At 70.8% G+C, this 15,565-nt stretch carries 13 protein-coding genes; 11 read left to right on the plus strand and 2 right to left on the minus strand.

What is annotated here, in order from left to right; translation table 11 throughout:
- Positions 1-132 precede the first annotated feature (132 nt).
- From NGF19_RS12065 to NGF19_RS12095, 7 genes are all read left to right on the plus strand, one after another.
- Positions 133-1,200 carry an ABC transporter substrate-binding protein gene (locus NGF19_RS12065; protein WP_252424788.1) on the plus strand — a complete coding sequence of 356 codons (1,068 nt, stop codon included), beginning with the start codon at positions 133-135 and terminating at the stop codon, positions 1,198-1,200.
- A gap of 93 nt (positions 1,201-1,293) precedes the next feature.
- Positions 1,294-2,115, plus strand: coding sequence for an ATP-binding cassette domain-containing protein (locus tag NGF19_RS12070; RefSeq protein ID WP_252424790.1), 822 nt, complete (start codon positions 1,294-1,296; stop codon positions 2,113-2,115).
- Positions 2,112-3,362, plus strand: coding sequence for a sugar ABC transporter permease (locus NGF19_RS12075; RefSeq protein ID WP_252424792.1), 1,251 nt, complete (start codon positions 2,112-2,114; stop codon positions 3,360-3,362). Before NGF19_RS12070 ends, NGF19_RS12075 begins: the two co-directional genes overlap by 4 nt.
- A gap of 4 nt (positions 3,363-3,366) precedes the next feature.
- Positions 3,367-4,869: an FGGY family carbohydrate kinase gene (locus tag NGF19_RS30960; RefSeq protein ID WP_252424794.1), complete on the plus strand. Its 1,503-nt coding sequence runs from the start codon at positions 3,367-3,369 to the stop codon at positions 4,867-4,869.
- Entirely contained in the window at positions 4,866-6,353 is a 1,488-nt protein-coding gene (locus tag NGF19_RS12085) for an FGGY-family carbohydrate kinase (protein WP_252424796.1), read from the plus strand. The genes NGF19_RS30960 and NGF19_RS12085 overlap by 4 nt, the downstream gene beginning before the upstream one ends.
- Positions 6,350-6,973, plus strand: coding sequence for a histidine phosphatase family protein (locus tag NGF19_RS12090; RefSeq protein WP_252424798.1), 624 nt, complete (start codon positions 6,350-6,352; stop codon positions 6,971-6,973). Before NGF19_RS12085 ends, NGF19_RS12090 begins: the two co-directional genes overlap by 4 nt.
- Positions 6,970-8,004 carry a 2-hydroxyacid dehydrogenase gene (locus tag NGF19_RS12095; protein ID WP_252424800.1) on the plus strand — a complete coding sequence of 345 codons (1,035 nt, stop codon included), beginning with the start codon at positions 6,970-6,972 and terminating at the stop codon, positions 8,002-8,004. Before NGF19_RS12090 ends, NGF19_RS12095 begins: the two co-directional genes overlap by 4 nt.
- Before the next feature lie 7 nt (positions 8,005-8,011).
- Here the strand turns inward: NGF19_RS12095 and NGF19_RS12100 are convergent, their stop codons facing one another.
- The gene (locus tag NGF19_RS12100; protein ID WP_252424802.1) at positions 8,012-9,376 is read right to left on the minus strand and encodes a pyridoxal phosphate-dependent decarboxylase family protein; all 1,365 of its coding nucleotides are present in this window, start codon (positions 9,374-9,376) and stop codon (positions 8,012-8,014) included.
- Between the two features lie 221 nt (positions 9,377-9,597).
- On the opposite strand from NGF19_RS12100, the gene NGF19_RS12105 reads away from it, so the two are divergent.
- Together NGF19_RS12105 and NGF19_RS12110 are read left to right on the plus strand one after the other, a co-directional pair.
- Positions 9,598-10,086, plus strand: a complete 489-nt coding sequence (locus tag NGF19_RS12105) for a MarR family winged helix-turn-helix transcriptional regulator (RefSeq protein ID WP_252424804.1) — start codon at positions 9,598-9,600, stop codon at positions 10,084-10,086.
- Positions 10,087-10,182: 96 nt separating this feature from the next.
- Positions 10,183-11,304, plus strand: a complete 1,122-nt coding sequence (locus tag NGF19_RS12110; RefSeq protein ID WP_252424806.1) for a lipid II:glycine glycyltransferase FemX — start codon at positions 10,183-10,185, stop codon at positions 11,302-11,304.
- Positions 11,305-11,325: 21 nt separating this feature from the next.
- On the opposite strand, the gene NGF19_RS12115 is transcribed toward NGF19_RS12110, so the two are convergent.
- Entirely contained in the window at positions 11,326-11,691 is a 366-nt protein-coding gene (locus NGF19_RS12115; RefSeq protein WP_252424807.1) for a hypothetical protein, read from the minus strand.
- A gap of 229 nt (positions 11,692-11,920) precedes the next feature.
- Here NGF19_RS12115 and NGF19_RS12120 point away from each other — a divergent pair, with 229 nt between their 5' ends.
- Both NGF19_RS12120 and NGF19_RS12125 read left to right on the plus strand, forming a co-directional pair.
- On the plus strand, positions 11,921-12,364 hold the full coding sequence (locus tag NGF19_RS12120) for a pyridoxamine 5'-phosphate oxidase family protein (protein WP_252424808.1): 444 nt from the start codon (positions 11,921-11,923) through the stop codon (positions 12,362-12,364).
- A gap of 58 nt (positions 12,365-12,422) precedes the next feature.
- Entirely contained in the window at positions 12,423-15,521 is a 3,099-nt protein-coding gene (locus NGF19_RS12125; protein WP_252424809.1) for an amino acid adenylation domain-containing protein, read from the plus strand.
- Positions 15,522-15,565: the final 44 nt, after the last annotated feature.

The raw sequence follows: 15,565 nt of genomic DNA on the forward strand, positions 1-15,565 counted from the left end.
TGATCGGACGAGCACGCCCTCGTGTTCAGTTCTCGGGATCTGTTGACATCCCCAACTCCGCCGAGTTTCTTGTGCGTTACGTCACACCGACCCCGGTCGGTGGTCACCCGGTCCCGGATCAAGGAGCGGAACATGAGGAAACTGGTCAGTGGGGCCCTCATAGGCGTCCTCGCCTTCGGCACCCTCACCGCCTGCGCGGAGGAACCGACGTCCGAGTCCGCCAAGGGGGACGGCACATCCGGCAAGGTCGCCTTCCTGATGCCCGACCTCGCCTCCACCCGCTACGAGCAGTACGACGCGCCGCTGTTCAAGAAGCGTATGGCCGAGCTGTGTTCGTCCTGCGAGGTCATCTACCAGAACGCCGACAGCGACGCAGCCCGGCAGCAACAGCAGGCCAACTCCGCGCTGGCGCAAGGCGCCAAGGTCCTGGTGATCGACCCGGTGGACTCGGCCGCGGCGGCCACCATCGTGCAGACCGCGCAGTCGCAGGGCGCCAAGGTCGTGGCCTACGACCGGCCCATCCCCAAGAAGCCCGTCGACTTCTACGTGTCGTTCGACAACGAGGCGATCGGCAAGTCCATCGCCCAGTCGCTCGTACGGCACTTGAAGGAGAGCGGTGCCAAGGGCGGGCTGCTGGAGGTCAACGGCTCACCCACCGACGCCGCCGCCGGACTCATCAAGAAGGGCATCCACAGCGGCATCGAGGAAGGTGACTTCAAGCGGCTCGCCGAGTACGACACCCCGGACTGGTCCCCGGAGAAGGCCCAGCAGTGGGTGAGCGGGCAGATCGCGCAGTACCACGGCGACATCGCCGGTGTGGTGGCGGCCAACGACGGTACCGGAGGGGGAGCGATCGCGGCGTTCAAGGCCGCCGGTGTGAAGGTGCCGCCGGTCACGGGCAACGACGCCGAACTCGCCGCGATCCAACGCGTCGTCGCGGGAAGCCAGTACAACACCATCTCCAAGCCGCTCAAGATCGTCGCCGAGGCCGCGGCCGAGGTGGCCCATCAGTTGATGAAGGGCGACAAGCCCAAGGCCACCACCACGCTCTTCGACACCCCCTCGCAGTTGTTCAAGCCGACCGTCGTGACCCAGGAGAACCTCAAGGAGGTCATCTTCGGCCCCGAGGGAGTGCTGAAGCCCAAGGACGTGTGCACCCGCCCGTACGCCGCCGACTGCCGCCGCCTGGGCATCCAGTAGCGACCCCCGCAACGGAGGCAACAGGCAACAGCCAAACAGCCAACAGGGAACAGGCAACGGGGAACAGGCAACAGGCATCAGGGAGCAGCGAACATGAGCGAAGCCACCGCGGTTCCCGGCGCGGCCACGGACACCGTGCTGTCGCTGAGGGGCATCTGCAAGCACTTCGGCGCGGTCGCCGCGCTGACCGAGGTAGATCTCGATGTCGCGGCCGGTGAGGTCGTGGCCGTCGTCGGGGACAACGGCGCCGGCAAGTCGACCCTGGTGAAGGTCCTTTCGGGGGTGTACACACCGGACGCCGGAAGCATCGTCCTGCGCGGCGAGCCGGTGTTCCTCGACTCACCGGCCCTGGCCCATGCGCGGGGCATCGCCACGGTCTTCCAGGACCTGGCCCTGTGCGAGAACCTCGACGTCAAGGCCAATCTCTTCCTGGGACAGGAACTTCGGCCCTGGATGCTGGACGACGTCGCCATGGAGAAGCGCTCCTGGCAACTGCTGCGGGAGCTGTCCGCCAAGATCCCGACCCTCGACGTGCCGGTGGCGGCCCTCTCGGGCGGTCAGCGTCAGACGGTCGCGATCGCCCGCTCGCTGCTGAGCGACCCGCAGATCGTCCTGCTGGACGAGCCGACGGCCGCGTTGGGCGTCGCGCAGACGGCCGAAGTGCTCAACCTCGTCGAGCGGCTCAAGCACAAGGGGCTCGGCGTGGTGATGATCAGCCACAACATGGAGGACGTACGGGCCGTCGCCGACCGTGTCGCCGTCCTCCGACTGGGCCGGAACAACGGCGTGTTCGACGCCGCGAGCGTCTCCGCCGAGGAGATCGTCGCCGCGATCACCGGCTCGACCGACAACGTGGTGGCGCGCCGCGCCGCCCGCCGTACGACCTCCCCGCAAGCGGAGAAGGGAGAGCTGTGACATCCCTCGGCACCCCCGCGGCGACGGCCACCGACCTCCAGGACGAGCGCCTCGCCACGCCTCAGGGCATCACCGACAACGTCCGGGCCGCGATCCGCCGCGTACGCGACGGTGACCTGGGCTCGCTGCCGGTCATCGGCGGCATCGTGGTGATCTGGACGATCTTCCAGTCGCTGAACGCGACCTTCCTCTCCAGCACCAACCTGGTGAACCTGTCCTTCGACATGGTCCCGGTGGGAGTCCTCGCGCTGGGCATCGTCTGTGTACTGATGGTGGGTCAGATCGACCTCTCCGTAGGTTCGGTGAGCGGTGTCTCGGCCGCCATCACCGCCGTCGTCATGGTCAAGCACGAGCAGCCGATGGTCCTGGCGGTCCTGGCGGCCGTGGCCGCCGGCTGTCTGATCGGATGGGTCTACGGCCAGGTGTTCAACCGCGTCGGCGTCCCCAGCTTCGTCGTCACCCTGGGCGGACTGCTGGCCTTCCTCGGCGTCCAACTGTGGCTGCTGCGCGGCCAGAACGCGATCAACCTGCCCTATGACTCCACCCTGGTGAGATTCGCCCAACTGTGGTTCGTCCCACACTGGTTGGCGTACGCGCTGGCGGTGGCGGCGGCCGGTGGGTTCCTGGCGACGGGGTGGGTCCGTGCTCGTACCCGCCGCCGCGCCGAACTGTCGTCCTCGTCGCTCCAGTGGCTGGTCACGCAGTCGCTCCTGCTGCTCGCGGCGCTGCTGTTCGCCGTCTCCTATCTGAACCGCACGCGCGGCGTCGCGTGGATGTTCGTGTTCTTCGTCGCGCTGGTGCTGGTGATGAACTACGTGTTCACGCGCACCAAGTTCGGGCGATCGCTCTGCGCGGTCGGCGGCAACGCCGAGGCCTCCCGACGGGCCGGTATCGACGTACGGGGCGTGTACACCGCGGCGTTCGTCCTGTGCTCCGGTCTGGCCGCGACCGGCGGCATCCTCGCCGCGTCGAGGCTGGCCGCGGCGAACCAGAGCACCGGCACCGGAGACGTCAACCTCAATGCCATCGCCGCGGCGGTGATCGGCGGCACCAGCCTGTTCGGGGGCCGCGGTTCGACCTTCGCCGCCCTGCTCGGCGTCCTCGTCATCCAGTCGATCTCCAGCGGACTCACGCTCCTCAACCTCGACTCCTCCTACCGGTTCGTGATCACCGGTGCGGTTCTGCTCATCGCCGTCGGCCTGGACTCAGTGGCCCGCCGCTCCCGGCAGGCACACGGAAGGGGGTGACAAGGTGACTGCGATAGCCATCGACGCGGGCACCACCACCATCAAGGTCGTCGGATACGGCGACGACGGGCGGGAGTTGACACTGAGCCGCTGCCCCACCCAGGTGACCCGCCCCCGGCCGGGGTGGGCCGAACAGGACATGGACGAGGTGTGGGCGGCGGTCGCCGCCTGCGTCGCCGAGGTCGTGGCCGCGCTGCCCGCCGCACCCGACATGGTCGCGCTGACCGCTCAGGGCGACGGCGCCTGGCTGGTCGACGACCGGGCCCGGCCCACCGGACCCGCCGTCCTGTGGAACGACGGCCGGGCCACCGCGCACATCGAGCGGTGGGAGCGTACCGGGGTGGCCCGGGAGGCCTTCGGGATCTGCGGCTCCCGGCTGTCCACCGGCATGCCCCACGCCGTACTGGCCTGGCTGCGGGAGAACGACCCCGACCGGGTGGCGCGCTCGACTCATCTGCTGACCTGCGGCGGCTGGCTCCATCTGAAGCTGACGGGGGAACCCGCCGTGGACGAGTCGGACGCGTCCGCGCCGTTCCTGGACATCCGTCAACGCGCTTGGTCCGACCGGCTGTTCGGACTCTACGACCTGGAGTGGGCCCGGCGGCTCCTGCCCGAACTGCGCGACGACGACCACCGGATCACCCCCCTCAGTACGGCGGCGGCCACCGAGACCGGCCTGCCCGCGGGCATCCCGGTGGTGATGGCTCCGTACGACATCTGCGCCACCGCCATCGGCGCCGGAGCGGTGACGAGCGGGCAGGCCTGCTGCATCCTCGGCACCACGCTGGCCACGGAGGTCGTCACCGACACGGTGGTCACCGACGAGCCGGTGGGTATCACCGTGACGCTCGGCGTGCCGGGCCGCTACCTGCGGGCCTTCCCCACCATGAGCGGCGGCGACGTCCTGGACTGGGCGACCCGCATGCTCGGACTGGCCTCCGCCGCGGACCTGATGAGCCTGGCCGCGCGAGGCCGTGACGACGCCGCCGGGATACGGTTCGTCCCGTACCTCTCGCCCGCCGGAGAGCGAGCCCCGTTCTTCGACCCCACCGCGCGCGGCTCCCTGTCCGGCCTGTCCCTGGAGGCGAGCCGGGAGGACCTGGCCCGCGCGCTGGTGGAGGGAGTCACCATGACCATCCGCGACTGCCTGACCGCCGCCCCTGGCGCGCCGGACCGACTGGCCCTGTGCGGCGGCGGCACCCGAAGCGACTTCTGGATGCGGCTGATCGCCGACATGACCGGCGTCCCCGTCACGATCCCCGCCGACACCGAGGTCGGCGCGCGCGGCGCCTGGCTGACCGGCCTGGTCGCCACCGGCCGCGAACCCGGCTTCCGGGCCGCGGCGGACCGGTATGTGGAGGTGGCCGCCACCTACGACCCCGACCGGGCGAAGTCCGAGGAGTTCAGCGACCGTTACGCCCACTTCCTACGACTGCGGGAGCTGAACCGGCCCGCCTGGACACTCGATCGCACCCCGGCTGCTCCGACCACGGGAGCCGGAGCATGACCGCCGCCGGAGGGGACGCCTGGCTGGGGATCGACCTCGGAACACAAGGGGTCCGCGTGGTCGTCGCCGCGTCCGACGGCCGACTGCTGGGGGAGGGGTCGTGCCCGCTCACCGGTCGCCGGGAGGGGGAGCGCCATGAGCAGGACCCCGAGGAGTGGTGGCGCGCGGTGTGCACGGCGATCGGGCAGGCCCGTGCGGCCGGTGCCGAGCTGCGCCGCGTGCAAGGGGTGGCCGTCGACGCGACCTCCGGCACGATCACCCTGCTCGACCGGCGCGGGCGGTGCATGACTCCCGGGCTGATGTACGACGACGGTCGCGCGGCGGCGGAGGTGGAACGCGTCAACGCCGCCGGGGAGCGGCAGTGGACGAAGGCCGGATACCGGCGGATGCAGCGCTCCTGGGCCCTGCCCAAGCTGCGCCGGCTGCTCGACCGGTACCCGCGCGCCGCGGAGGACGGCTGGCGCCTGGCGCACCAGAACGACGTCGTCAACCGCAGGCTCGTCGGGCACGACGTCCCCACCGACACCAGCAACGCCCTCAAGACCGGCGCCGACGCCGCCGAGGTGGCCTGGCCCGAGGACGTCTTGTCCGCGCTGGAGATCCCGCGCGCGATCCTGCCCGAACTGGTGCTGCCCGGCACGGTCATCGGTCAGGTCGGTGCCCAGGCCGCCGCCGAGACCGGGCTCACCGAGGGCACCGCCGTCGTCGCCGGGACGACCGACGGCTGCGCGGCACAGCTCGGCTCCGGCGCGACCGCCGTCGGAAGCTGGAACTCGGTCATGGGAACCACCCTCGTCCTCAAGGGAGTGACCAAGGACCTCGTCCACGACCCGCACGGCGTCGTCTACTCCCACCGGTCACCGTCCGGTCACTGGCTGCCCGGAGGCGCCTCCAGCGTCGGAGCGGGCCTGGTGGCACGGGAGTTCGCGGACCACGACCTCACACAGCTCACCCGCGAGGCCGCCACGCTGCTGCCCACGGACCTGCTGCGCTACCCGCTGGTCTCACCGGGCGAGCGCTTCCCCTTCGTCGCCCCGGACGCCCGCGCCTTCCGTACCCGCGAACCCTCCACGCCCGCCGAGGACTTCGCCGCGCTCCTCCAAGGCGCCGCCTACGTCGAACGGCTCTGCTTCGACTACGTGGACCACCTCGGCGCCCCTACCGACGGCGCGCTCGTCCTCACCGGAGGAGCCACCCGCAACCCCCTGTGGAACCAACTGCGCGCCGACGTACTGCGCCGCCCGGTGACCCTGCCCCGTAACGCCCAACCAGCCCTCGGCATGGCCGTGTTGGCCGCCTCGACCCATCAACCTCTGGACAGCGCGGCAGCCGCGATGGTGCGGCTCGACCGGACCCTGGAACCCCACAGCCGCGAGGGGGAGCGCCACGAGGAGGGCTACCTCCGGCTGCTCGATCTGCTGGTCCGGCGCGGCTGGCTCCCCGGCGCCGTCGCATCCCATGCACGAGAGAGGAGGTCGCGATGAGTACCCATGTCATCCTCGTCCGCCACGGCGAGACCGTCTGGCACGCCGAGAACAGGTACGCGGGCGGCACCGACGTCGCACTCACCGCGCGCGGACACGCCCAGGCGGAAGCGCTCGCCGACTGGGCCGAACAGGCCGAACTGACCGCTGTCTGGGCCTCCCCGCTGACCCGTTCGCGTGAAACCGCGCAGCCCAGCGTGGCGCGCACCGGGCTGCCGCTGAGGGCGGACCCGCGCCTGCGTGAGCTCGACTTCGGTATCGCCGAGGGACTCACCCGCGCCGAGATGCGCCGACGCTTCCCCGACGACCTGGCGGCCTTCCAGCACGACCCCGTCGCCCACCACTTCCCCGAGGGAGAGAACCCCGTCGACGCCGGGGACCGCTATCTGGAGTTCCTCGCCGACCTCAGGGCACACCACCCCGACGGCCGCGTCCTGGTCGTCGGCCACTCCACGGCGATCCGGCTCGCGCTGTGCCGCCTGCTCGGCCTGCCGCCGCGCGAGTACCGCCGGGTCTTCCCGTACCTGGACAACTGCGCGTTGAACGAAGTCGTCCTGCGGGACGGTGTGTCCTCGCTGCTGACGCTGAACCGTCCCGTGACCCCAGGAGCCTTCAAGTGACCACCATTCTCACCGCCGGTGACCACTTCGTCCTCAACTCCCTGCTCACCGACCGCCTTCGGACCGTCGCCCCCGATGCCACCTTCCGTGAGATCACCCTGCCCTGGCCGGTCGAACCCTTCGCGGACGTCGCCGAAGTACGCGAGGCCTCGGGCACCGAGGAGCAACTCATCGAGGCCCTCGAAGGAGTCGACATCTGCGTCACCCAGATGGCGCCGCTCACCGAACGGGTCCTGAAGGCCAGCCCCGACCTTCGCCTGTTCTGCGTCAGCCGCGGCGGCCCGGTCAACGCCAACCTGGAGGCGGCCACCCGGCACGGCGTCGCGGTCTCCTTCGCCCCCGGCCGCAACGCCACCGCCACCGCCGAGCACACGGTCGCGCTCATGATGGCCGCGGCCCGACGCGTCCCGGCCACCCACGCGGACCTCGCCGACGGCACCTGGCGGGGCGACTACTACATGTTCGAGAAGGTCGGCCCCGAACTGGCGGGGAGCACCGTCGGCATCGTGGGATACGGCGCCGTCGGATCCCAAGTGGCCCGGATCCTCCAGGGGTTCGGAGCGCACGTTCTCGTCTGCGACCCCTTCGTCGGCGCGGACGCCGTGGCACCCGCCGAGGTCACGGATCTCGCCGACCTCATGCGGCGCTCCCTGTTCGTCACCGTCCACGCCCGCGCGAGCGCACAGACCGAGGGCCTGATCTCCCGGCAGATGATCGACCTGATGCCCCCGGGCGGCGTGCTCGTCAACTGCGCCCGCGGGTCCCTGGTGGACTACGACGCCGTGTGCGACGCGCTCGACGCCGAACGGCTCTTCGGTGCCGCCTTCGATGTCTTCCCGCAGGAGCCGATCCCGTCGGGAGCACGCCTGCTGACGACTCCTCATGTCGTGATGACGCCGCATCTGGCCGGTGCCAGCAAGCAGACCGCCCTCAACGCCGCGTCCATCACGGCTTCGGAGGTCGCCCGCTTCCTGGCGGGCAGCCCGCTCGCCCACTGTGCCAACCCTGAGGTCCAGGCGCTCGAACGCTGAGATCCGATCACCGTTGCCGGACGAGCTGTTCGACGCGGGCGTGGAGGTGCTCCACGTGGTGCTCCGCTTCCGGCTTCATCAGGACGCTGCGCAGGACACGGGCGCCGTCGGCGTCCGCGGCGACCTTCGGGTGGCGCGCCGTGAACGCCTCTCGGTCGGCCCTGAGGGTGCTCAGGAACACCGGGTCCGGGCCGGTCATCCCGTCGGTGAGGACCCGTGCGGAGACCGCGTCGACGGCGGACAGCGAGGCGGGCTCCACCGTGGGGAAGTAGCTGACGATGTCCAACTCCGGCCGCTGGTACAGCTCCAGCGCGTCGGACCCGTCGATGAGATCCGCCCACCGCAGCGCGGCCCGGCGCCCCGCCGCGAGGACGGCGCCGAGACCGTCGGGCGTGGGCGGGAGGAGCTGGAAGGTGAGCCACAGGGCGGCGGCCGAGGCGCCTGCGCGGGAACACTCCAGGCTGATCTCCCCGAGGTGCAACTCGTCGGAGGTGAAGTAGGTGTAGGGCGAGTCGTGCAGGTAGAAGCGTCCTACCCCGGGGTCGCGGAAGAGGACGGCGCCGCACCCGTAGGGCTGGAGGCCGTGCTTGTGGGGGTCCACGACCACCGAGTCGCACCGCGAGATCGCCCGCCACGGCTCGACCGGCAGCCCCGCGGGGCCGTCGGCGCCCGCGAGCAGGGTGAAGAAGCCGCCGTACGCCGCGTCCACATGGACACGGACGCCGTGGCGCCGCGCGAGCGGTACGGCGTCGTGGATCGGGTCGACGGCCCCGAGCCCGGTGGTTCCGGCGGTCAGGACGACCGTGCCCACCCGTCCGGTGCGCAGGAGATCTTCCAGGGCGCCGAGGTCGATACGGCCCCGGTCGTCGGTGGGTACGGGATGGCCCTCCACACCGAGGACGCGGCACATCCGGCCATGGGTGTAGTGGGCGTCCTGGCTGTAGGCGATGCCCCGCCCGGGATGAAGCTCCCGGGCGACGAAGAGCGCCTCCAGGTTGGCGATGGTGCCACTGGTGGTCAGATGCCCGAGGTGGGTGTCGTAGCCGAACATCGCGGCGAGGCGGGCGACAACCTCCCGCTCCATCCGGGCCGTTGCCGGACCGCCGTCCAGGGCATGGTTGTTGGGGTTGATCAGCATCGCGGTGAGATAGCCGACCACGGCGGCGGGGTGCGGGGGCTTGAGCATCTGTCCCACGTAAGTGGGGTGGAAGAAGGGGTAGTTGTCCCGCAGGCGGCCGGTGAACTCCGCGAACGCCGCGGCGAAGCGGTCCTCGTCGACATGGAGCGACGGGTGCGGCTCGTAGGGGCCGAAGGTGTCGGCCCACTGCTCTATCGCGTGCGTGGCTCGGCCGAGCCAGTGCTCCAGATCCACTGCTCTCCCTCTCTGCGGCGGGTGCGGGTGGGCACACCTTAGAACTTCGCTGACTGCTCAGCAATTGATTGCTCAGTAATTGATCGATCGGTAGCCGACGTGGCAGTAATTGACGCGGCAGTAGAATCGCCCGGCAGCGCACAACGCCCGGCAGTGCACAAGCAGCTTCCGACAGTTCCTTCAGTGCGGGCAGGCGCAGGGCGGCGAGAGGACATACGCAGGTGGATGCCGCGAACCCGCGGGCCGATCAGGCCGCCCGCGCGGCCAACAGCCGACTCGTGCACGACTTCGGGCTGCTGATCAAGGCCGCCACCCGGCTGGAACAGCGCATCGACACTGCCCTGCGGCAGGAGTGCGGCATCGGGCACACGATGTTCGAGGTCCTCATCCGGCTCTGCCGCGATACGGACGAGCAGGTCTCGCAACGCGCGCTCGCCGACGACCTCACCCTCACCAGCGGCGGCGTCACCCGCCTGATCGACCGGATGGAGGAGGCCGGTCTGGCCCGCCGCGTGCCGTCCCGCGCGGACCGCAGAAGCGTCCTCGTGGAACCGACCGACCAGGGCCGTGCCGTGTTCCTTCGCGCTGTCGACGTCCACGCGCGCGTCGTCGAGCGGTACTTCGTCACCCCCGTGCCCCACGACGACTACACCCGGCTGACCGGCTCACTGCACGAGATCCACCGGGCCCTGCGCGACGGCACCGACTGACCACCTCGCACCGCTTGCCGCGCCGGGAGCGTAAGGGATCATGGTTGCGGAATGCCGACCCCCGCGACAGCCCGCCCCGTCCGAGGAGCAGTACGCATGACCTACCGCGTCGAGCCGATCACCCGCGAGCAGCATCTGGCGTACATCGCCTCGCGGCCGTCCGCGAGCCATATGCAGGTGCCGTCGTGGGGCGGGGTGAAGCCCGACTGGAGGGCGGAGAGCCTCGGATGGTTCGACGCGCAGGGCCGGTTGGTGGGTGCGGGGCTCGTGCTCTACCGGCCGGTGCCGAGGCTCAAGCGGTACCTAGCCTATCTGCCCGAAGGCCCGGTCATCGACTGGTCCGCGCCCGATCTGGAGGAGTGGCTGAGCCCGCTGCTCGCCCATCTCAAGGCACAGGGCGCGTTCTCGGTGAAGATGGGTCCGCCGGTCGTCGTACGGCGCTGGGACGCGGACGCCGTCAAGGCCGCGATCGCCGACCCGGCCGCCCGCCGCCTGCGGGACGTGGAGGCCACCGCGTACGAGCCGCGCGCCTTCGACATCGCGGACCGGCTGCGCCGCCTGGGCTGGCAGCAGGCCGAGGCGGAGGGCGAGGACGGCTTCGCCGCCGGGCAGCCGCGCTACTGCTTCCAAGTGCCGCTCGCCGGGCGCTCGTTGGACGAGGTGCACCGCAGTCTCAACCAGCAGTGGCGGCGCAACATCAAGAAGGCGGAGAAGGCAGGCGTCAAGGTCGTACGCGGCGGCTTCGATGATCTGCCCGCCTTCTACACGCTGTACGTCGAGACCGCCGAGCGCGACCGGTTCATCCCGCGCCCGCTCGCCTACTTCCAGCGGATGTGGCAGGCGCTGGCCGCCGAGGACCCGGACCGGATGCGGCTCTACCTCGCCCACCACGACGGGGAGGTCCTGTCCGCCGCCACCATGCTCATCGTGGGCGAGCACGTCTGGTACTCGTACGGCGCCTCCACCAGCCGCAAGCGCGAGGTGCAGCCGAACAACGCCATCCAGTGGCGGATGCTGTCGGACGCCCACCGACTCGGCGCGTCCGTCTACGACTTGCGGGGGATCACCGACACGCTGGAGGACTCCGACCACCTGTTGGGGCTGCTCCGCTTCAAGGTCGGCACCGGGGGCCAGGCCGTCGAGTACCTCGGTGAGTGGGACTACCCCCTCAACCGCGTCCTGCACAAGGCGCTCGACTTCTACATGGCGCACCGCTGAGCCGGTGGGGATCCGTCCCGGTCAGGCGAGGTCCGTCAGATCGTCCGCGTACACCTGCGACAGCGGCTGCGGCCCCACGTACCGCTGGCAGTTGCACTGACCGGCCTCGTAGCGCAGCGGCTTCTTGTTCTCGTCCCAGGCCGTCGGCACCTCCACGCGCTCGTGGCACCGGCCCTGCTTGTCGTGCTTGGCGAGATGGTGGGTGCAACCGCACACGGGCTCCGGCGGCTTGTGCGCGGCCTCGACCGCCAGCCGGTCCTGCTTCTCCGCCTCCAGCAACTGCATCTTGCGCTCGTGCCGATTGCGCAGCGCGGTGCGGATGTTGTCGGCCGCCCAAGCGAAGCCACCCGTCCAGAAGAGGACGGCGATTACCCAGACCCAGCCCATGATCCTGTTCCTTCCCCCGGTCCCGCCGTGCTCAGCATAGAGGCCCCCACCACCTCCCGGACCCCCGGCATACGGCCACCGTGGGCGCCCGGGATGCGGCCACCCGGGTGAGATGGAAGCCTGGTAGGGGCCGTGGCCGTCACTCGCCCGGCCCATACGTCCGCCCAGGACCAACACTCAACTGTTCGCGATGCCCTTCCCGATCGAGGTGGTACCCGTGGATCTGAGGATGTCGGTGCAAGACCGGGAAGCGTTCCTCGCCGGCCTCCATGTGGGCGTCCTGGGGGTGGACGATCCACGTCACGACGGTGGGCCGTTGCTGGTGCCGCTCTGGTACTCCTACGAGCCCGGCGGGCTGGTGGCGATCGAGACCGGGCGCAAGACGCAGAAGGCCCGTCTCATCCGTGAGGCCGGGCGGTTCAGCCTCTGTGTGCAGGACGAGAAGGCACCGTACCGCTATGTGAGCGTGGAGGGTCCGGTGGTGAGCATCGAGGACCCGCTGCCCCCGGTCGAGCGCGAGGCGCTGGCCCACCGGTACCTGGAGGCCGAGAACGCGGCGGCGTACCTGGCGGCCAACCATCAGCAACTGACCGACGACATCCTCGTACGCATGCGGCCCCAGAGGTGGCGGACGGCCGACTTCTCCGCCTTCGCCGCGGAGTTCGACACCTGAGCCCTGTGCGTGGCGGGTCCACGTGCGGGACGGACGGGATATCCCGATGGTCACTGACATGGTGATGCCTTCGGAGGCGGCCTGGAACGCGGGGACGATGCCGTATCCGCGTGATCGCTGTCTGCACGAGCTGTTCGACGTCCAGGCGCGGCTCCGTCCGCGCGCGACCGCCTCCCTCCAGCACGGCCGCAGCATCAGCTACGGCGAGCTGAAGGCCCGGTCCGACGCGTTGGCCGCGCGTCTGTTCGAATCTGGGGTGCGGCCCGGCGACGGGGTCGGCGTCTGCGGGGGCCGGTCGCTGGAAGCGCTGGTCGCGTTCCTCGGCATCCTCAAGGCCGGTGCGGCGTACGTCCCTCTCGACGACGCCTCACCGCCGGGGCGGCTCCAGGCGATGTCCGAGGACGCCGGGGTGCAGACCGTGGTGACGCTGCCCGGCAGCGTCTGCCGCATCCGGCGCGTACGCACCCGTATCGACCTGGGAGCCGCGCTCGCGACCGCCGATCCGGGGTCCGCCTCGCCGACCGCGCCCGTCACGGTCCCGCGGGCCGGGGTGCTCCCCGACGACTGCGCCTACGTCATGTTCACCTCCGGCTCGACCGGCCGTCCCAAGCCCGTGGCGATCCCGCACTGCGGTGTCGTACGACTGGCGGCCTCCGACCTGGTGTGGCAGCGACCGCGGCCCGGGGAGCGGGTACTGCACGCCTACGGGCTGTCCTCGGACGCCTCCACGATCGAGATCTGGTCCGCGCTGCTCGCCGGTGCCTGTGTGGTGATCGCCGATCAGGAGGAGCTGCTGTCACCGGCCGCGTTGGAGTCCCGGCTGCTGGCCGAGCGGGTCAGCGTGGCCTATCTGACCACCGGGGTGTTCCACCACATCGGCCGCACCAGGCCGTCGGCCCTGCGCTCCCTGCGGTTCGCCTCGGCCGGTGGTGAGGCCATGGACCCGGAGCTGGCCCGCGCGATCCTGGCGGCCTGTCCGGACACCACTGTGGTCAACTTCTACGGTCCGACCGAGAACAGTGTGGTCTCCACCGCGCATCTGGTGCATGATCTGCCGCCCGAGGCGACGGCGGTGCCCATCGGCCGCCCGCTGGAGAACTCCACCTGCTACGTGGTGCGTGCGGACGGCACCCTCGCGGAGACCGGTGAGGAGGGCGAACTCCTCGTCGGCGGCGACGGGCTCGCCCTCGGCTACCTCGGCGACCCCGAGCTGACCGCCGAACGCTTCGTGGACGACCTCTTCGAACCCGGTACACGGCTGTATCGCACAGGTGATCGAGTGGTGCGGCGTGCGGACGGTGTCCTGGAGTACCGGGCACGCGTGGACCGCCAGCTCAAGCTGCGCGGCTATCGCATCGAACCCGACGAGATCGAGGCACGGCTCCGCGCGGACGACGCGGTCGGCGAGGCCGTGGTCGAACTGCAGGACGGCAGCCTGATCGGATACGTGACACCCGCGCGGCCCGGTCAGGAACTGCCCGTGGACCGCATCCGCGACAGCCTCGCCGCCTGGCTGCCGCCCGCCGCGGTCCCCACGCGGCTGGTGGAGGTCGCGCGGTTCCCGGTGACCGCGGCGGGCAAGGTGGACCGCACCCGGCTGCGTCGACTGGCCGCCACGGAGACGGGGGCGGGGACGGCCGTACACACGGTCACGGCGCCCGAGACCGAGCAGTCCCCGGCACCCGGTCCCGAGGACGCGCTCGCGCAGGTGTGGCAGACGGTTCTGGGCGTGCGCCCGGCCTCCGACGACGGCTTCTTCGACATCGGCGGCGACTCCCTGCTGGCCGCCGAGGTCGTCACCCGCACCCTGACCGCCTTCGACCTCGACGCCCGGTACGGCCGCACCCTGATCCACGCCCTGCTGCGCTCGCCCACCCTGGAGGACTTCACCGCCGCCGTCGCCGCCCTCACCGCCGTCAAGGACCAACAGCCCGACATGAAGGCTGACTTGGGGGCCACCGACTTCCGCGCCGAGGCACGGCTGGGCTTCGCCCTGGCCCCGCCCCACGGCCCGGAGCCCGACTGGCAGCACCCCCATGACGTACTCCTGACCGGTGCGTCCGGGTTCGTCGGCGCCTTCCTCCTGGACCGCCTGCTGCGCCGTACCGACGCGCGCGTGCACTGCCCGGTGCGCAGCCGCGACGACGCGCACGCCCGGCAGAAGGTGCTGCGGAACCTGGCCCGCTTCGGCCTCGCCGACGCGGCGACCCCCGACCGCGTCGTGTGCTTCCCCGGAGACCTCGCCGAGCCCGGACTCGGCCTCGATCCGGGCCGCGCCGAGGAACTCGCCGACACGCTCGACCTGGCGATCCACTCGGCCGCGCAGGTCAACTTCCTCTACCCGTACGAGGCGTTGCGCCGCGCCAACGTGGAGGGCACCAGGCAGCTCGTCCGGTTGGTGGCCGGACGCGGCGTGCCCGTGCACTTCCTCTCCACCATCGCGGTGCTCGCAGGCTTCGGCACCGCCGGTGTGCGGCACGTGGACGAGGACCTGCCGCTGGACCACGCCGACCAGCTCACCATGGGCTACGCCGAGAGCAAGTGGGTGGCCGAGGAGGTGCTGCGCGACGCGGCCGAGCAGGGGCTGCCGGTGGCGGTCTACCGGCCGTACGAGATCACCGGCGACCGGCACTCCGGCGCGTGCAACACGGACACCGCGATCTGCTCGATGTTCCGGACGATCGCCGAGACCGGGCTGGCCCCCGACATCCCGCTGCCGCTGGACTTCGTACCGGTGGACTTCCTCACCGAGGCGGTGGTGCACATCGCCACCGCGCACCGCACCGACCACCGCACCTACCACCTGACCAACCCCCGCCCGGCGAGTCTGACCGACATGCTCGACCGGATGGACACCCACGGCCACCGCGTCCAGCGGCTCCCCTACGAGGAGTGGGTCGGCGAACTCGTCCGCCATGTCGCCCAGCACCCCACGAGCCCCACCGCCCCGTTCGTCTCCCTGTGCGTGGACCGCTGCAAGCAGGCCGACATGTCCGTCAAGGAGATGTACTTCGAGGGCACCTTCCCGACCGTGGGACGGGCCAACGTCGAACGGGACCTGGCCGCGACGGGCCTGCACTGCCCGCCGGTCGACGCCGAACTGCTCGACCGCTACCTGGAGTACTTCTACGCCACCGGCTACATCGAGCGCCCGTGACGGATCGCCCGTGATCGGCACGGCATCCACGGACGGATCGTCCG

Origin of the sequence: Streptomyces macrolidinus (assembly GCF_023887685.1) — a bacterium.
GTDB lineage: Bacteria > Actinomycetota > Actinomycetes > Streptomycetales > Streptomycetaceae > Streptomyces > Streptomyces macrolidinus.